The organism is Leucobacter faecis (assembly GCF_054456635.2).
In genome coordinates this window covers 19511-36951 of sequence record NZ_JBTJEP020000022.1, presented here as the reverse complement: position 1 = coordinate 36951, position 17441 = coordinate 19511, and the positions used below count along the sequence as shown (strand labels likewise).

The 17441-nt window shown below is 64.1% G+C and carries 17 protein-coding genes; 11 read left to right on the top strand and 6 right to left on the bottom strand.

What is annotated here, in order from left to right:
• Nucleotides 1-17 precede the first annotated feature (17 nt).
• The gene (locus ACXR2T_RS14115; protein WP_489945547.1) at nucleotides 18-668 is read left to right on the top strand and encodes a LuxR C-terminal-related transcriptional regulator; all 651 of its coding nucleotides are present in this window, start codon (nucleotides 18-20) and stop codon (nucleotides 666-668) included.
• Between the two features lie 21 nt (nucleotides 669-689).
• Here the strand turns inward: ACXR2T_RS14115 and ACXR2T_RS14110 are convergent, their stop codons facing one another.
• Both ACXR2T_RS14110 and ACXR2T_RS14105 read right to left on the bottom strand, forming a co-directional pair.
• Nucleotides 690-1901 (bottom strand): winged helix DNA-binding domain-containing protein, encoded by a 1212-nt coding sequence (locus ACXR2T_RS14110; protein ID WP_458839992.1) that lies wholly within the window; start codon nucleotides 1899-1901, stop codon nucleotides 690-692.
• 50 nt (nucleotides 1902-1951) lie between these two features.
• Nucleotides 1952-2443 carry a hypothetical protein gene (locus ACXR2T_RS14105; RefSeq protein WP_458839993.1) on the bottom strand — a complete coding sequence of 164 codons (492 nt, stop codon included), beginning with the start codon at nucleotides 2441-2443 and terminating at the stop codon, nucleotides 1952-1954.
• Between ACXR2T_RS14105 and ACXR2T_RS14100 the strand changes: the two genes are divergently transcribed.
• Both ACXR2T_RS14100 and ACXR2T_RS14095 read left to right on the top strand, forming a co-directional pair.
• On the top strand, nucleotides 2426-3511 hold the full coding sequence (locus ACXR2T_RS14100; RefSeq protein ID WP_458839995.1) for a sensor histidine kinase: 1086 nt from the start codon (nucleotides 2426-2428) through the stop codon (nucleotides 3509-3511). The two genes, ACXR2T_RS14105 and ACXR2T_RS14100, sit on opposite strands and share 18 nt — an antisense overlap.
• Nucleotides 3508-4128: a response regulator gene (locus tag ACXR2T_RS14095; protein WP_458839996.1), complete on the top strand. Its 621-nt coding sequence runs from the start codon at nucleotides 3508-3510 to the stop codon at nucleotides 4126-4128. Before ACXR2T_RS14100 ends, ACXR2T_RS14095 begins: the two co-directional genes overlap by 4 nt.
• A 13-nt stretch (nucleotides 4129-4141) precedes the next feature.
• Here the strand turns inward: ACXR2T_RS14095 and ACXR2T_RS14090 are convergent, their stop codons facing one another.
• Nucleotides 4142-4732, bottom strand: a complete 591-nt coding sequence (locus ACXR2T_RS14090; protein ID WP_458815441.1) for a hypothetical protein — start codon at nucleotides 4730-4732, stop codon at nucleotides 4142-4144.
• A 5-nt stretch (nucleotides 4733-4737) separates the two neighbouring features.
• The gene (locus ACXR2T_RS14085; RefSeq protein WP_458839998.1) at nucleotides 4738-6573 is read right to left on the bottom strand and encodes an AMP-dependent synthetase/ligase; all 1836 of its coding nucleotides are present in this window, start codon (nucleotides 6571-6573) and stop codon (nucleotides 4738-4740) included.
• Nucleotides 6574-6720: 147 nt separating this feature from the next.
• Here ACXR2T_RS14085 and ACXR2T_RS14080 point away from each other — a divergent pair, with 147 nt between their 5' ends.
• Both ACXR2T_RS14080 and ACXR2T_RS14075 read left to right on the top strand, forming a co-directional pair.
• Nucleotides 6721-7404 (top strand): lysophospholipid acyltransferase family protein, encoded by a 684-nt coding sequence (locus tag ACXR2T_RS14080; RefSeq protein WP_458815445.1) that lies wholly within the window; start codon nucleotides 6721-6723, stop codon nucleotides 7402-7404.
• A 71-nt stretch (nucleotides 7405-7475) separates the two neighbouring features.
• Entirely contained in the window at nucleotides 7476-8840 is a 1365-nt protein-coding gene (locus ACXR2T_RS14075) for a class II 3-deoxy-7-phosphoheptulonate synthase (protein ID WP_458815447.1), read from the top strand.
• A gap of 29 nt (nucleotides 8841-8869) precedes the next feature.
• Here ACXR2T_RS14075 and pknB read toward each other — a convergent pair whose 3' ends face one another.
• Nucleotides 8870-10783 (bottom strand): Stk1 family PASTA domain-containing Ser/Thr kinase, encoded by a 1914-nt coding sequence (pknB, locus tag ACXR2T_RS14070; protein ID WP_458840028.1) that lies wholly within the window; start codon nucleotides 10781-10783, stop codon nucleotides 8870-8872.
• Between the two features lie 154 nt (nucleotides 10784-10937).
• Between pknB and ACXR2T_RS14065 the strand changes: the two genes are divergently transcribed.
• Entirely contained in the window at nucleotides 10938-11285 is a 348-nt protein-coding gene (locus tag ACXR2T_RS14065) for an Rv2175c family DNA-binding protein (protein WP_458840000.1), read from the top strand.
• Between the two features lie 467 nt (nucleotides 11286-11752).
• Here ACXR2T_RS14065 and ACXR2T_RS14060 read toward each other — a convergent pair whose 3' ends face one another.
• The gene (locus ACXR2T_RS14060) at nucleotides 11753-12850 is read right to left on the bottom strand and encodes a polyprenyl synthetase family protein (RefSeq protein WP_458840002.1); all 1098 of its coding nucleotides are present in this window, start codon (nucleotides 12848-12850) and stop codon (nucleotides 11753-11755) included.
• 72 nt (nucleotides 12851-12922) lie between these two features.
• Between ACXR2T_RS14060 and ACXR2T_RS14055 the strand changes: the two genes are divergently transcribed.
• The 5 genes from ACXR2T_RS14055 (at nucleotide 12923) to ACXR2T_RS14035 (ending at nucleotide 17430) form a co-directional block, all read left to right on the top strand.
• Nucleotides 12923-13312: an SCO2097 family morphological protein gene (locus tag ACXR2T_RS14055; RefSeq protein WP_458815455.1), complete on the top strand. Its 390-nt coding sequence runs from the start codon at nucleotides 12923-12925 to the stop codon at nucleotides 13310-13312.
• A 316-nt stretch (nucleotides 13313-13628) separates the two neighbouring features.
• The gene (mraZ, locus tag ACXR2T_RS14050; protein ID WP_458840004.1) at nucleotides 13629-14060 is read left to right on the top strand and encodes a division/cell wall cluster transcriptional repressor MraZ; all 432 of its coding nucleotides are present in this window, start codon (nucleotides 13629-13631) and stop codon (nucleotides 14058-14060) included.
• A gap of 11 nt (nucleotides 14061-14071) precedes the next feature.
• Nucleotides 14072-15043: a 16S rRNA (cytosine(1402)-N(4))-methyltransferase RsmH gene (rsmH, locus tag ACXR2T_RS14045; RefSeq protein WP_458840005.1), complete on the top strand. Its 972-nt coding sequence runs from the start codon at nucleotides 14072-14074 to the stop codon at nucleotides 15041-15043.
• Nucleotides 15040-15612, top strand: a complete 573-nt coding sequence (gene ftsL / locus ACXR2T_RS14040) for a cell division protein FtsL (protein ID WP_458840007.1) — start codon at nucleotides 15040-15042, stop codon at nucleotides 15610-15612. The genes rsmH and ftsL overlap by 4 nt, the downstream gene beginning before the upstream one ends.
• A gap of 24 nt (nucleotides 15613-15636) precedes the next feature.
• Nucleotides 15637-17430 carry a peptidoglycan D,D-transpeptidase FtsI family protein gene (locus ACXR2T_RS14035; protein ID WP_458840009.1) on the top strand — a complete coding sequence of 598 codons (1794 nt, stop codon included), beginning with the start codon at nucleotides 15637-15639 and terminating at the stop codon, nucleotides 17428-17430.
• Nucleotides 17431-17441 lie beyond the last annotated feature (11 nt).

Below are 17441 nucleotides of genomic sequence, written 5' to 3'. Positions count from 1 at the left end.
CACCACCGCTTCGGCTCGTGATAGCTGAAGACTCGCTGCTGCTGCGCGAGGGGCTCGTGCGCTTGTTTCGCGAAGCCGGGTGCGAGGTTGTGGGTGTCTACGGCGACGCCGTCTCCCTGCTTGACGAGCTCGACTCGACGAGCCCAGAGCTCGTGGTGTTTGACGTGCGCATGCCGCCCACATTTCGCGATGAGGGTGTGCAGGCGGCGCTCACGCTGCGAGAGCGTGCCCCGCACATCGGGATTCTGCTGCTCAGCCAGTACGTTGAAGGCAGCTACACGCGCGAGCTCGTCGCAGCGAGCCCGGGTGATGGTGTGACGGGCGGCCTGGGTTATCTCCTCAAGGACCGCGTAGCGTCGCTCGATGAGCTTGAAGATGCGGTCGCTCGAGTGCGTGCGGGAGGAACCGTGCTGGATCCCCAGGTAGTGCGCGAGATGCTCACACAACGGGCGCACCCGCTTGCGAGCCTGACCCCGCGCGAACGCGAGGTGCTGGGGCTCATGGCCGAGGGGCGCACGAACGCTGGCATCGCCGAACGGCTGTTCGTGGGCACCGGCGCGGTCGAAAAACACGTCACATCGGTGTTTCAGAAGCTCGGGCTGCAGGGCTCGGGCGCCGAACATCGGCGGGTGCTCGCTGTTCTCGCGTACCTGCAGAACACGCCCTAGCTTGATGCTTGAGCGGGCTGACTAGCTGACCACGACGCTCGGCTCGAGATAGCCATGAAACTGCGCCCAGCGCGCGGCTGGCCCCGCGAGCTCTTCGCTCCGGATCGCGCAGCCCGGCATGGGCTCCGCGACAATGCGGCCCGCGGCGGCAGCGGCCTTCGGGGCCGTGTCGCGGCGCCAGGTGCCCTCGACGACCCCGCCCCTGGTTACCGTGGCGCGAAACACTCCGTTGCGGCCGGGCACGATCAGGTCAAAGTGTGCGGGGTCGAGCTGTGGGGCGCGGTCGGTATACCCAAGGAGGTGCTCGTCGAATGCGGGAAGCAGCAGGCTGCTGGTGCTGGTGCTGGTGCTGGTGCTGGAGCCTGCGCCCGAACTCGTGCCCACTGCGTCGCCCAGCAGTTTCGCGCCGCACCAGAACGACGCGGGGGAATCCACGACTTCGACCTGCTGCAGGGCCCCAGCCCCCACTGCGAGCGCTAACCCGCGTTTGCTGTCGCCCATCGTGAGGCCCGCCCACCAGGCCAAGTCTTTCGCTGTAATCGGGCCACGGGCGGTCGCGTACCGGGCCGCGAGCTCGCCGAACGCTTCGTCGCCGCTCAGCTGCCGGGGTGCGGTGATCCAGTCGTCTGCGAGCACGATGAGTGGCTCGTTCGAGAGCTCTTCGCATGTGACGCCCGCACGCGACACAGGCCCTAACACTGCGAGACCGGTTTGGCACAGCCACCACACGAGGTGGTACCGCCAGTTACTTTGCCACTCGATCCCGGCCGCCGTCCAATACGCCGATAGCTCGTCGCGGGTGAGCCTTGCGCCACCCGCGAGTGCGGCGAGCGACACTTCAACGACGCGCTCGAGCGTGGCATCGTCGAGCCCGAGAAAGGCGCGCCGCTTCGCTGCTCCGCGCAACACCCGCTCCGAGGTGAGCGCTTGTACCCATCCGATGTCTTCTGCCGCGATCACGTGCACGGTGCTGCGCATCGGCCACGACCTGACGAGCAACCCCTCATCGAACGCGGTATGCACGTCAGCAACACTCGTACCGGGTGCCCGCACACCGAGCGCCCAGCGCGAAGAGGGCCAATCCTGTCCCTGTAGTGCGAGCATGTGCCGCGTGACCGCGGCGATGTGCTGCGACCCGCTGGGCTGACCGGGATCCGGATGCGCGGGTTGCGAAAGCAGCTGCGCACGCATGCGCAGCTGCAGGAGCTCGGACGACGTGAGTGCGGCGGTCATGCCGCAAGTGTATGCGTCGATCCGAGCGCGGCATACAACACGTCGGCAGATTAGCCGACGACCGTGACTCCGAGCGCCGCCAGCGTGCCAAACACGGTGCCCCACAGAATGATTGAGATGACCTGCCACAGGATCACCGTGTTCTTTGAAGCGCCAAACGACACCATGGCGGCCGACGTGATCTGGCTCGGCAGCAGCAGCTGGCCCAGCAGACTCACCCCGGGAACACCCCAGCGGTCGAAGCGTTCGCGCAGCTTCTCGCGGCGTGGCGACAGCGGCTTCGCGTCGGCCGGCAGGCTGGCCCCCACACGAGCCTGGACTCTGGCACGCACTTTGTGCGAGCTCAGCACGAACGCGAGCATCGATACGATGTTGCCGACGATCGCGGCGGCCACCGCCACGATGGGGTTGATGCCCGCGATCACGCCGATGGCCGAGCCGAAGTAGGAGTCGACGAACGGAACGGCCGAGATGAGCAGTACACCGAACCACTGGAAGAACTCGGGAAGCGAAGTGGTGAAGTGGTGCAGAGCGTCAATCATGATGCGCCTTTCGAAGGGTGGGGGGCGACCTGGGCGTTCACGCTCGGTTCTATCGTGTTCTTCTTCGTCGTGATCGACGCCCTGCTCGTTCTCGAGCTCACCGCAGCGTACCGGGCCACGGGCAGCACGGCAGCGCTGGCGCTGCTGCTGGCAACCATCGTCGCGTCGGCGGTACAGATTCGATTCTGCTGGTTCCTTCGTCTACAGGCTGAACCTCGAAACGCTTGGGTTGCCGCGTTGCTCGCCCCCGCGACACTCGCCTGGGGTCTCGGCTTCACACAGACTGCCTCGAGCCTGCTGGCAGTAATACCGCTCTGGCTCGCCTGCGCACTCTTGACCAGTTTTGCCCCAAAACCTCGTCAGTGGCTCCTCATTGCGCTCGCTGCAGTGATCGCCCTCATACCGACCGCGGTGCACTGGCCCGCCGGCTTCACCGTTCCCGCCAATACGTACGGCAGTAACCTGTGGCTGGTAGCCGTGTACTCGGCCGCAATGCCGTTCATGCTGCGCGCGAGTCTGTGGTGGTGGGGCGTGGTGACGAGGCTCGCCGAGCGCATGCTCGACATTGATCCTGCGGCGGCCGCCGAGCAGGTCGAAGAGATCCGATTGATCGCCAAGCAGGCGCTCGAAGAGACTCCCTCACTTGTGGCCGGGCTGCGTGAGGTGGCGCTGGAGGACGAGCTCGAGAACGCGCGCGACGTGCTCAGTCTCGCGGGCACCGAATGCGCACTGCAACGGGCGACGGTCCCGGCTGACCCGCGTGTGCAGCGGGCCCTAGCATTCACGGTGCGCGAGGGCACCACGAACATTCTGCGTCATAGCAACGCCACGCGCGCCGCGATCACGCTGCGGCACACGGGCGGGGCATGCGAGCTCGAGCTCACAAACAACGGCGCGACGGGATCCGGATCAGCCACCGTGGGGTCGGGCCTCGCCGGGCTCAGAAGCCGCGTTGAGGAGCTCGGCGGCACGCTGAGCCACGAGCTGCAGGCCGAAGAGTTTAGTCTGCGCGTGCGGGTGCCAGCCCGTGCAATGAACGCTTCAACGATCGGAGGAGTGGCCGCATGAACGACCAGACGACCAAGATTCGGCTGCTCATCGCCGACGATGAACACTTGATCCGAGGGGCGTTAGAAGCACTGCTCGGGCTCGAGCCCGACATCGAGGTGGTGGCGAGCGCCGACAACGGGGTGACGGCGACCGAATTGGCGCGAGCAGTGCAGCCCGATATCTGCCTGCTCGACCTCGAAATGCCGCAGGCCGATGGACTCGACGCAGCCCAAGCGATTCTCGCGCACGGCAGCCCGCGCATCATCATTGTGACGCGGCACGCACGACCCGGGGTGCTACGCCGTGCGCTCGCCGCGAAGGTCGCGGGCTTTGTGCCGAAGTCGACACCCGCGGGGGAGTTAGCGAATGTGATTCGCGACGTCGCCGCGGGTAAACGCTACATTGACCCCGAGATCGCGGCGGCGGCGCTCACGGCAGAACGATGCCCGCTTACCGACCGCGAGCTCGACGCGCTGCGTTCGAGCAGGGCGACCAACAGCGTGCAGGAGGTCGCCGAGCAGTTGTTTCTTTCGCCCGGCACCGTGCGCAACTACCTCTCGTCTGCCATGGCAAAACTCGGGGCGAGCTCGCGGCACGAGGCCGCCGACACGGCGTGGCAGCAGGGCTGGATCTAGCGCCGGGGCCTACTTAATCTATGAGGCGGTACTTACCGTCAGATTCGAAGACGCTGCCGTCTTCGCGTGTGATCTTCACGCTCGTACCGAGGTCCTCGCCCGCGAGGAAACGCTCTTCGTAGGTGTGCGCCTTGTCCAGGAGTTCCTGGAGCTGCGCCGAGCTGCCACCAAACCGCGATGCAGACTTGAGGTCGGTGAGCGCGAATAGGAACGCGCCCGTGTATGCGGGGTCGACCTGTTCGCCGCCTGGGACGAGGTCGTAGATCGTACCGTCGCGCTGTGCCGCGAGATACGAGTCGGCGAGCGACTGGATTTGGGCCGCAATATCGCGCGAAGACTCCGAGTTCGGCTCTTGGCCCGACCGCGATCCCGAGTCTGCGTGCGGCTTGAAGCTCCCGTTCGGCGGTGCGGGGTGAAGCTTTGGTGGCTCGACAGTCTCGGGTGAGGGGACGGGTTTAGGGCCCGCGGTGAGCACGCCCTGCGCCTGCGACGTCAACCAGACGAGCGATCCCGCGAACGCAAGCAACAGCACGAGTGAGAGCACACCGCCAGCTACCGCGACGGGAATAACCCACCGCGGTAGCTGGCGCTCAGACGATTGCACGTGACCTATCGCTGGCGGTGCAGGTTGGTTGCCTCGGTCTGCGGGTTATCGCCGTAGAGCTCAGCAATTTCGGTCGAAAAGTCGCGCAGAATGTTGTCTCGGCGAATGCTCATCTTGGGAGTCAGGTGACCGTTCGCCTCGGTGAACTCGAGCGGCAAGATCACGAACTTGCGAATCGACTCTGCACGGGAAACGTAACGGTTGCCGGCATCGATTGCCGCCTGCACCTCGGCGAGCACCTTCGGGTGCTTTGCCGCCTCGGCAAGCGTCATCTGCGGGTCCTCGCCCGCGTTGTTGAGCCACACCGGCAGCATCTCTGCGTCGAGGGTCACGAGCGCTGAAATAAACGGCTTCTGGTCGCCCACGACCACGACCTGGCCGATCACCGTGTTCGACCGGATCGGGTCCTCGAGAGCTGCGGGGGCGACGTTCTTGCCGCCGGCCGTGACGATGATTTCTTTCTTACGTCCGGTGATCGACAGGTAGCCGTCGTCGTCGAGCGTGCCAAGATCTCCCGTCGCAAAGAACCCGTCTTCAGTGAACGACTCTTTCGTGGCGGTCGGGTTGTTCCAGTACTCCTTGAACACGTCGATGCCCTTGACCTGAATCTCACCGTCCTCGGCAATGCGCACGGTGTGGCCGGGTAGGGCGGGGCCGACGGTGCCGATCTTGAACTTGTCGGGCAGGTTTACCGTGACTGGCGCGGTCGTCTCGGTCAGGCCGTAGCCCTCGAGAATCTTGACTCCGAGGCTGCGGTAGAAGTGTCCGAGGTAGTGGCTGAGGGGCGCCGAACCCGACACCGCATACTTCACACGGCCGCCGAGCTTTTCGCGCAGCTTCGAATACACGAGCTTGTCGAACAACTTGAACTGCAGCCCCAGCATGAAGGGCACATTGCCAGCATCGAGCGCCTCAGAGTGCGCGACTGCGACCTTCGCGGCCTTGCGGAAGATCTTGCCCTTACCCTCGGCCTCCGTGTTCTGCTCGGCTGAGTTGTACACCTTCTCGAACACGCGCGGAACAGCAAGCAAGAACGAGGGTTTGAATGACCCAAGCGCGGGCAGCAGCTTCGAGGTGTCACCCTGGTGGCCCACACGCACCCCGGCGTGCACCGCGAGCACCGAAATGAACCGCGCAAACACGTGCGCCAGCGTCACAAACAGCAGCGTCGATGAGCCTGGCTGCTGCACCACCTCGTCGAGCGCACCCGCAGCATTGCGTGAGAGATCGACGAAGTTTGAATGGGTGAGTACGCAGCCCTTGGGGCGGCCCGTCGAACCAGAAGTGTAGATAATGGTCGCCATATCACTGCCGACGGCGAGCGACCGGCGTCGCTCGATCTCTTCGTCGGTGACCTCGGCGCCGGTCGCACGCAACTCGTCCAGTGCGCCGGTATCGAGTCGCCACGACTTTTGCATTGCCGCGACATCGCCGCGGATCTCCTCGAAACGCTGCGCGTGCTCAGCCGTCTCGGTAATCATCGCGCTGGCGCCCGAGTCTTCAAGGATCCAGTGGATCTGCAGGGGCGATGACGTCTCATATACGGGCACCATGATCGCGCCCGCATAAAACAGCGCAAAGTCAACAAGCGTCCATTCGAACCGTGTGGTGCACATGAAAGCGACTCGATCGCCGGGCTCGACGCCCGCCGCGGCAAACCCCTTTGCGAGCGCGATGACGTCGCGGTGAAAGTCACGCGCAGAAAGATCCCGCCAGCCTTCGCCCTGGGGGACGGCAAAGAGCGGGCGATCGGGCGTCTTTGCCACGCGCTGCTCGAGCAGGTCGGTGATGTTATCTTCTGGGATGGCGGGGACAAGGACGGGGGTTTCCGACTGTTTCACGGCAGCTCCTTTGATACCTTCTACAGGTCTTAGGCGGGCGGCGACAGATGCCGCGCATGTGATTCCAGAGTATACGCGCCGCCGCCTATACCGCTGAAGCAACGCGGCTCGGCTATTCTTAGGAGTCGACGAGAGGAAGCTCACCCCGTGCTCTACTGGATTTTCAAGCACCTGATTATTGGGCCACTCTTGAAGACGGTCTATCGCCCCTGGGTCGAGGGCAGCGAGAATATCCCCGCTACGGGTCCCGTGATTCTGGTGGGCAATCACCTCTCGGTGATCGACTCGTTCTTCATGCCCGTGATGGTCGACCGCCGCGTCTATTTCCTGGCAAAAAGTGACTACTTTACGGGTAAAGGCCTCAAAGGTTGGCTCGTGAAGAACTTTATGCTCGGAGTGGGGCAGCTTCCCATCGACCGCTCGGGGGGCAAAGCGTCTGAAGCCTCGCTCACGACCGGCCTATCGGTGCTGGACCGCGGCGATGTGCTCGGAATCTACCCCGAGGGCACGCGCAGTCCCGACGCGCAGCTGTATCGGGGTCGCACGGGCGTTGCGCGCCTCGTGCTCGAATCGGGCGCCACGGTCGTGCCGGTCGTGATGATCGACACTGAGAAAGCAATGCCTATCGGGGTCAAGATCCCTCGCATACGCCGGATCGGCACGGTGATTGGTAAGCCGCTCGATTTCAGCAGATTCAGCGGAATGAGCGCCGACCGGTTCGTGCTGCGCAGCGTGACCGACGAGATCATGATCGAGATTCAAAAACTCAGCGGCCAGAAGTACGCCGATGTGTACGCGTCCAGCGTACGCGCGCGGGCCCAACAGACATAACCCAAGTAGTAGGCTGGACGAGGCGTGGCAAGTAATTGCCGCGCCTTTTCCACAACGTAGAGGATTCACACATGACGAGCCAAGCCACAAAAACTGCTGAACAGGTATTTGCCGAGCTTGATGCGTATCGCTCACTTGAGGCAAAGCAGCAGCCCAGTTGGCTTGATCCGGAGGCAGCGCGTGCCGCGTCGGCCGAACTAGCCACCCAGCCCCCGCTTGTTTTTGCGGGCGAAGCTGACCAGCTGCGCGAGCGCCTTGCCGCCGCCGCCCGCGGCGAAGCCTTTCTGCTGCAGGGAGGTGACTGCGCAGAGACGTTCGCCGCGGCCACCGCAGATAAGATCCGTGACCGGGTGAAGACGATCCTGCAGATGGCGGTCGTGCTGACGTACGGCGCGTCGATGCCCGTGATCAAGGTCGGGCGCATGGCGGGTCAGTTCGCCAAGCCGCGCTCAAGCGACACCGAGACTCGCGAGGGCGTTACGCTGCCCGCCTACCGTGGCGACATCGTGAACGGTTACGACTTCACTCCCGAGTCGCGCCAGCCCAACCCCGATCGGCTCGTGCAGGGCTATCACGTGTCGGCGTCGACGCTCAACCTGATTCGTGCGTTCACGCAAGGGGGCTTTGCCGACCTGCGCCAGGTGCACGAGTGGAACAAGGGTTTCGTGTCGAACCCCGCGAACCGTCGTTACGAGTCGCTCGCGGCAGAGATCGATCGCGCGCTCAAGTTCATGGACGCGTGCGGTGTTGACCACTCGGCGCTCACCTCGACTGAGTTCTACGTGAGTCACGAGGCGCTGTTGCTCGACTACGAGCGCCCGATGGCGCGCATCGACTCGCGCACCGGCAACCTGTACGACACTTCGGGGCACATGCTCTGGATCGGTGAGCGCACTCGTGACATTGACGGCGCGCACGTCGAGTTCCTGTCGCACGTGCATAACCCGATCGGCGTGAAGCTCGGGCCGACGACCCAGGTTGATGATGCGCTACGCCTCATCGACAAGCTCGACCCCGAGCGCACGCCGGGTAGGCTCACATTCATTACGCGCATGGGCGCTGGCAAGATTCGCGATGTGCTACCGGGCCTCCTCGAGGGCGTGCGCGACGCTGGGGCAACCCCGCTGTGGGTGACCGATCCGATGCACGGTAATGGCATCACGACGGCCAACGGCTACAAGTCACGCCGGTTCGACGATGTAATGAACGAGCTGATGGGCTTCTTCGAAGCACACCGCGAGGTGGGCACGTTCCCGGGTGGCATCCACGTCGAGCTCACCGGTGATGACGTCACCGAGTGCCTTGGCGGCTCCGAGAACATCGACGAGGAGGCGCTCGAGAACCGCTACGAGTCGCTGTGTGATCCGCGTCTCAACCACATGCAGTCGCTCGAGCTTGCCTTCCAGGTGTCTGAGGAACTCAAGCAGCGGCACTAAGAAGCGGCGAGGCACGATCTCGCTGTGCGCTACAGCGAGATCGTGCTCTTCACCCTGATCTCGGTGCCGGCAGGAACCTCGGTGCCGCTGGCGGGGTCGGTTCCCGTGGCCTTTGCCAGGTTACGCAGTGCATCAGGCACGAGCGTTGTCGGTTCGAAGCCTGCTGCGACGAGAGCGTCCATGGCCTCCTGGAGCGCCATGCCCGCTACGTCTGGCACGGCAAACAACTCAGGTCCGATCGAGACTACAAAGCCGACCGCGTCGCCGGGGCGCACAGGATCGGTAGAGAGCACAAGGTCGAGCACAGTACCGGCCGGAGCCTCAGCGTCATGCACTTCTTGCCTGAGTTCTCCGCTCAGCACCAGATCAGCCTTCTTTACCTTCTTGGTGGCCTCGGCCTCGGTGAGGCCGGTGACACTCGGTAGCGCGCCGAGCGATACGACGACGTCGATTACGGCCTGCTCAGAGTATGTATCGCCGACCGGTTCGCCGTCAGCGCCGAGCGCAGCGAGCACGGTTCCTTTCGCGACGTCAGAGAACCGTTCCTCGGCCACCCCACCAAACTTGAAGTGTGCGCCTGTGATCTCGGCCTTTGCATCCTTCTGTGAGAGCCCCACGATGGTGGGCACGGGCAGTTGGGCAGGCCCGGTGGACTGGCACAGCTGCACGCTTGTGCCCCGGTTCACCCGCGATCCGGCCGCTGGGTCTGTGCTCACAGCGAGACCGGCTTCGACCTCGAGGCTTGAACAGTCGATGACCTCGCCGGTCAGAGACACCTCGCCCAGCAGCATCAGCGCATCGTCTACGCTCTCGCCCGCGACGAGCGGCACAGTCGCCTGCGAGCCCGGGCCCTGGCCAAACCACCAACCTGTGCCACCAGCAATCACGATGGCCGCCGCGGCGATCGCCGCGATCGTGCGCCCTCGTCGTTTGCGCAGGTGGGCGGCGTGGGCCGCTCGGTCAATCGGGGTGAGGTCAGCTGTTGGCGGCGTGGGCGGCGGTAACGCCGGTTCTTCGAGCGCGCCCAGCTGCGCTTCGGTCAGCACGGCGGTTGACGGTGTGAACGTCGTAGTGGGTGCCAGATCGGGCAGCACAGTCGTGCCCGCGTGCGCCGCCATGAGCTGCGCCGTGCCGTTCGCGATGCTGCGCAGGTGCACGAGGGCCGCGCCAGCGTCGAGCGGGCGCGCGGTGGGTTCACGTTGCGTGAGCCAGCGCACAAAATCGTCGAGTTCGGGCGTCGATTCACGGCTCACAAGGGACGGAGTAGGCACGTCAGAGTGGGCGTGCTGGTAGGCAATCTGCATGGGCTGCTCACCCGTGAAAGGCTGCACGCCCGTGAGCATTTCGTACACCATGATGCCAAAGGCATAGAGGTCGCTGCGGGCGTCTGCAATGCCGCGGGTGACGAGTTCGGGGGAGAGGTACGCGATGGTACCGAGAAGTGCCTGCCCCGTGGTCGTGTTCGCGCTGACGGCTCGAGCCAGGCCGAAGTCGCCGAGTTTGATGCGGCCATCATCGGCGAGCATGACGTTCTCGGGCTTCAAATCACGGTGCACGATGCCCGCTTGGTGCGCAGCTGAGAGACCAGCGAGAATCGCTTCACCGATCTCGAGAGTCTGCTCTCGTGTGAGCGACCGCTGCTGTTTCAACAGGTCTCGCAGTGTAATGCTCGGCAGGTACTCCATGACGAGGTAGTTGCGGCCAGAGTCGTAGCCCTGGTCAAACACATTCACCAGGTTGGGGTGTGCGAGACCCGCTGCGCTACGCGCCTCTTGGTCGAAACGGCGACGAAAGTTCTCGTCCTCGGCCAGGTGCTCATGCATGACCTTGACCGCAACCCGGCGTTCAAGTCGCAGATCGTTTGCGAGGTACACCATCGCCATGCCGCCGCGGGCAATACGCGACCGAATCGCGTAACGGCCGTCGAGCGTGTGCCCGATCATCGGGTCGGTAGGCGCTTGGGTCACCCCAAGAGTCTACGAAACATTCTTGGGCACGCGCCCGTCGCACGCCGTAAGCGAAGCGAAATCGCCCAGGGCCCCGCAATTTGCGGCCTGCCGATTGCGCCCGCCTCCGTGCGGTGGCAGAGTTAGGGGCGTGTCACACAGCAACGCTTCAGAATCCGAACTGCTCACTATCGCCGACCTGGTGGAGCGCTTTGACGCATCACCGGGTCGCATTCACCGCATGATCGAAGACCACCAGCTCGCTACCGTGCGCGTTGACGGTGCACTGCGGATCCCCGCAGAGTTCGTGCAGGGCAACCAGCCGCTGCCCGCACTGCGCGGCACGCTGCTCGTGCTGCTCGACGCAGGGTTTGCTAACGATGAAGCCGTTGACTGGCTCATGACCGTCAACGACGAGCTCGGCGAACGGCCCATCGACTCGCTGTTGCGCGGCAATAAGGCGGCAGTGCGGCGGGCGACGCAGGGGCTCGCTTTCTAGCGCTCTTCGATCCGGATCACGCACCGGGCCCGCATGCCGGGCCCGGTGCGTTGTTTATTTGTGCAGCTGCAGAGCTGCGCCGTGCCGCGCGCTCGGCCAACCCCGGATACAGAAATATGCGCGACTACTTCCGCTTAAGCCTGCGCCAGAAACGGAACTAGTCGCGCATATTTTACTTTCGTCACGCGGTGGCGCTCGTGGACACGTGCCCCGTCGACTGGCCTGGCATTCACACGCCACTACCATGTCCACCCATGCCTGCGCGCCGATGATTGACCGAGGCGACAATATTTAGGTGGTCACCAATTAGGTCGACGCGGCGGGCGACGCAGGGGCTCGCTTTCTAGCGCTCTTCGAGCCGGATCACGCACCGGGCCCGCATGCCGGGCCCGGTGCGTTGTTTATTTGTGCAGCTGCAGAGCTGCGCGTGATGATGAACTGCGCGGGGTTTATGAGCTGCGCTGGGCTTATGAGCTGCGCTGTGCCGCGCGCTGGGCCAACTGCGTCAGTAGATGCGCCGCATCGGGCCGCAGCGGCGAGTCCTGCAGAGCGGCCGAGGCGCGCTCCACATTGCGCGCGATCATTGTTTCGAGTTCTTCCACAGCGCCGCTGTCGGCGATTGTGCGCTGTAGCATGTGCACCTCTTCGGCATCGAGCTCGGTGCCGAGCATGTCGTCGAAGATGTTGCGCTGCGTTTGGGGCAGAGTATCTCGGGTGAGAGTTACGAGCACCGTGCGCTTGCCCTCAATGAGGTCATCGCCCGCAGGCTTGCCCGTGACCTGTTCGTCACCGAACACGCCCAAGAGGTCGTCGCGCAGCTGAAACGCCACACCGATGGGCAGCCCAAAAGCAGCGAGGGCGCTCTCTTGCGAAGCGTCTGCCCCGGCGAGGGCCGCGCCCACGAGCAACGGCGCCTCGACGCTGTACTTGGCCGACTTGTACACGAGGACCCGTGTTGAACGCTCGAGCTGCTCGTTGTGCGCCGCAAAAAGAGGCTGCTGCTCTTCGAGTACATCGAGGTACTGTCCGAGCGCTACCTCGCTGCGCATGCGGTTAAAGTGCGCGCGAGCTTGATCGCCGCGGTCGCGGTCGACGGCGGCGCAAGCCGCCTGCATGAGCTCGTCAGCCCACGATTGCAGTAGGTCGCCCACGAGCAGCGCCGAGGCGACTCCAAAGTGGTCTGCGTCCCCTCGTAGCCCTTCGCGGCGGTGCAGCGCAGCGAAACTGCGATGCGTCGCCGCGCGGCCACGGCGCGTATCTGAACGATCAATGATGTCATCGTGAATCAGTGCTGCCGCGTGAAACAGTTCGAGCGCGCAGGCAGCGTCGAGCAGCGCACCGAACTCATCGTCGATCTCACCCGCCACATTGAGATGACGCACCGCGCGATATCCGAGAATCGCGAACTGTGCGCGAAAGCGTTTGCCTCCCTGCAGAAACTGGGTCACCTCATCGAGCACCGCACTGGTGTCGGGCCCGAGGGGGGCTAAGGCATCACGGTGCCGCCCCAGCGTGTCGTTGATGCGCTCCTGAAGAAGCCCTGCGAGTCGAGTCGTTTCGTCCACGCAACTAGCCTACTTCGAGGCGGGCCGCGTAGACTGTGCATAGAAAGTATTGGAACGGTCGGGAGGGTCGTCATGGCGCTGTCAGAACACGAGCAGCGACTGCTTGACGAGATGGAGCGTGGGCTCTATCAAAGCGAGGCCGACGTTATGCAAACGGTCTCAGGCAGTCGTCGCCGAGTAAATTATCGTTCGCTGGTGCTGGGTATCATCCTGGCGCTGGTCGGCATTGGAGTGCTGGTGGGCGGCGTGGCCGCTCAGCAGTTGTGGCTCGGCCTTATTGGGTTCGCTGCAATGCTCGGTGGTGTGTTGTTGATGTTTACACCGGGTAAAGCAGACGTCCCCGAGCCCGGCGAGAATGCGTCGGGGCATTCTGGCGGCCAGCGCAAGGAGCGCACTCCGCGCGAATCGTTTAGCGACCGCATGGAGCGTCGCTGGGACGAGCGCATGGAAGGCGACCGCTAGGTAGTTCTCGCCTCAAGTTTATTGGGCCGTGGTGCATCGCACCACGGCCCTTTTTCTTGCCCAAAAGTTTCGCGTGACACGCAGTGCAGGCGCAGGCACAGCAAATCCCCTCCACTCGGCTCCCTTTCGGGGGTATGCGCGTGGTGCGGCGCATAAACACGCGGATTTGGTGTGCCCTGAAATGGCGCGGTCGCGGGGGAACTGGTGGTGACCCCGGTGCGATTTCGCAATATCAAACAGGAATTGGTGAAGTTTGGCGTGAAGTGGATGAAAGTGGAGTAGTCTGTGAAACCAAGTCGAGCTGAGGGGAGATTCCGTGCTTCTAGGAACCTTCACGCCCAGGCTCGACGAGAAAGGGCGGCTGATTTTGCCCGCCAAGTTCCGCGGCAAGCTCGCCGAAGGCCTCGTGATCACACGCGGCCAAGAGCGTTGCCTGTACGTGTTCAGCGAGAGTGATTTTGCTGAGATGCACGAGCGTGTGCGCCTCGCCCCCGTGTCGTCTAAACAGGTACGCGATTACATGCGCGTCTTTCTGTCTGGCGCACACGCGGAGGCCCCAGACAAACAGCACCGGGTGACGATCCCGCAGGCCCTGCGTGAATACGCCGGGCTCGAGCGTGAACTCGCTGTTATTGGTGCGGGCTCCCGCGCAGAGATTTGGGACGCGCAGGCCTGGCAGCGGTACTTGACTGAGCAAGAAGCGGCGTTTGCGGCAATCGAGGAGGAGGTGATTCCGGGACTGTTCTAGCCCGGGACCACATGACTACACACGAAACTAGGGACCCGAGTGCGTTGCACACCCCCGTGCTACTCGAGCGCTGCCTCGAGCTTTTGGCCCCGGCGGCCGCGCGCGAGGGGGCCGTCGTCGTAGACGCCACGCTCGGCATGGGCGGCCACAGCGAGGCGCTGCTTGAAGCGAATCCAGGCCTGACCGTGATCGGCCTCGACCGCGACACCGAGGCACTCGGGCTCGCGGGCGAGCGTCTCAAACGGTTCGGTGACCGCGCGATCCGGGTGCACGCGGTGTATGACGAGATCGCCGAAGCGATCGCGGGCGTGGGCCACCCCAAGATTGACGGAGTGCTGTTTGACCTCGGAGTGTCGTCGCTGCAGCTTGACGACGCCGAGCGCGGCTTCGCGTACGCGCAAGACGCGCCGCTCGACATGCGCATGGACCAGACACTCGGCGAAACCGCGGCCGACGTGCTCGCGAGCGCGAGCGAGGGGCGGTTGCGCGCGATCTTCGAGCGGTACGGCGAAGAACCCCTCGCGGGCCGCTACGCACGCGCGATCATCGCTGCGCGCGCGGACGCGCCGCTGTTGCGCAGCGGCCAGCTGGTCGACGTGCTGCAGCAAGCGACGCCCGCGGCGGTACGCGACCAACGACACCCTGCAAAGCGGGTGTTCCAGGCGCTCCGGATCGAGGTCAACGGCGAACTGAGTGTGCTCGAGCGCGCGATCCCCGCGGCGCTTGACGCCTTGACCGTTGGCGGCCGGGCGGTCATCATGTCGTACCAGTCGCTGGAGGACCGCGCCATCAAGCGTGAACTCGCCAAGCGAAGCAAATCAACCGCACCAGCAGGGCTGCCGGTGGAGCTGCCAGAGCACCGCCCGGAGTTTAAGCTGCTCACTCGCGGTGCTGAGCTCGCGAGCGATGCAGAGAAAGAGCGCAACCCGCGCGCTATTCCCGTGCGGCTGCGCGCCTCTGAACGCCTACGGGACACGCGATGAGTGCGCAGACTTCACCCATCTACAACGCCCCGCTTCGGCGGCCTCACTGGGAGGGAGAGCGCGAACGACAAGACCACCTGCGTCTTGCGCCGAGCGTGCGGCGCAAGATCGGTCGTAGCCCGGTTGTGGCGTCGCTCGTGGCAGTGGGCATCGTGCTCGCAATTTTCGCAACGCAGCTGGGGCTCAGTATCGCAATTTCGCAGGGGGCGTACGAGGCACGTGCGCTCGAAGTCGAGCAGCGTGACCTGGGCCGCGTCGAACGCGTGCTGTCCCAGAACGTGGGCAAGCTCTCGTCACCGCAGAACCTCGCAGAAAACGCGGCAGGGCTTGGCATGGTGCAAAATGCGAGGCCTGCCACGCTGCGTCTGAGCGATGGCGTCGTACTCGGCACGCTGGAGTCGGTCACAAGCGACCCACGCGGCAACATCATTCCCAATGCAACGCTCGAGTCAATGCCCGTGGTCGATGCAGCGGGACTGCTCGTGCCGCGCGCCGCGAGCGCGCAGTCAGCGCCAAACCAACCCCCCGTTCGGTGGAAGGGCAAACTGCCCGCCCCGAACACCCATTAAGCGTCACGTGATGGGAGCCACGGAATGTTGATCTTGCGCGGTACCGGGCTGCGCCGCACGGCCGCCCTCTTCATCGTGGTGGTGATGAGCCTGCTGTTTCTCGTGCGGCTCGTTGATGTGCAGGTGGTGTCGGCCGCCGCACTCAACAGTGATGCCCTTGAAAAGCGGGCCGTACCCGTCACCGTGCCGAGTTTGCGCGGCGACATTGTCGACCGCAACGGCATGGTGCTTGCCACCACAGACGAGCGCTACGATGTGCAGCTGTCGCCCAAGAACACGACGCTCTACGGCGGCAAGTTTTGGGGACCCGACCTCGAACGCGGTGCGGGCACAGTTGAAGTCACGACCGAAGAGGCGTACGCGCAGATCGGTGAGGTCACCGGGCAATCCGTCGCCGAGATTCGGAAGATCGTGGACGATGCCCTCGAAGAAGACCCGAAGTCTGACTTCGCGTACGTCAAGCGCTCGATTGACCTCGAGCAGCTCAATAAGCTCAAAGCGCTCAGCATTCCGTGGCTCACCTTCGACTATCACCACAAACGCACGTACCCCAACGGAGCGATCGCCGGTAACGTCATCGGGTTCTCGGGCATGGACGAGGTAGCGCAGGCGGGTGTTGAGCTCTCACAAGAGGAGTGCCTGACGGGCGTTGACGGTATGGAGACGTATGAGCGTAGCGCAGACGGGGTGGCGCTGCCGGGCAGCGTGGTTGTTGAACGTAAAGCGGTCAACGGAGGCACCGTCGAACTCACGATCGACCGAGATCTGCAGTGGGAAGCGCAGCAGAGCATTAACGCACAGGTGCAAGATGTAGCGGCCGCCTGGGGGCTGCTCGTCATCATGAACGTGAAGACCGGCGAACTTGTCGCGGTCGCCGAGGACGGCTCTGTCGACCCCAACGACGTGGACGCGTCTGACCCGGCAAAACTCAACGCGCGCTCGTTTGTTGCCCCCTATGAGCCAGGTTCGACCTTCAAGATGATCACGGCGGCCGCGCTCATCGACCAAGGCCTCGCTACCCCCGCGACGCAGAACCTCACCCCCGATTACCTGGAGCCCGAGGCCGGCGTGCGGTTTGGCGACTCCTTCAACCACGAGCCCATGCAGTGGACTCTTGCGGGTATTTTGACGCAGTCCTCAAACGTGGGCACGGCGATGCTCGGTACGCAGTTGGACGCAGAACTTCGCTACGACTACCTGCAGAAATTTGGCATTGGTGTGGCGACAGAAGCGGGGCTGCCGCTTGAAGACTCGGGCCTGCTCTACCCGGCCGATCAGTGGGACCGACAAACCTCTTACAACACCACCTTTGGGCAGGGGCTGTCGTCCACCATCGTGCAGACAGCGAGCGCATACCAGGCGATCGCGAACGGCGGCACACGTGTGCCGCCTACGCTCGTAAAGAGCTGCACCGGTGCTGACGGCGATGTCACCACGCCCGAGCACGGCGACCCAGTAACTGCTGTGGGAGAGGACACCGCCAATCAGGTGATGGCCATGCTCGAAACGGTTGTCGCCGAGGGCTGGTTCCACGACATCGTGTCGATTCCCGGGTACCGGATCGCAGGCAAGACGGGTACCGCCGAGCAGTCAGATGGTCAGGGCGGGTACCGCGGGGACTACGTGCACAGCTTCGCTGGTGTCTTCCCTGCCGAGGATCCCCAGTACGTCGCGGTAACATCGATTGCGTACCCTACGGCAGGTGACGGAGGTGTCGCGGCACTCACCGCGTTTCGCGAGGCCGCCGAGGCCACGATCCGTACCTTCCAGATCCCGCCGTCTACGGGGGAGTTCACCCCACTCCCCACGGAGTATTGATTTCAGCCTGC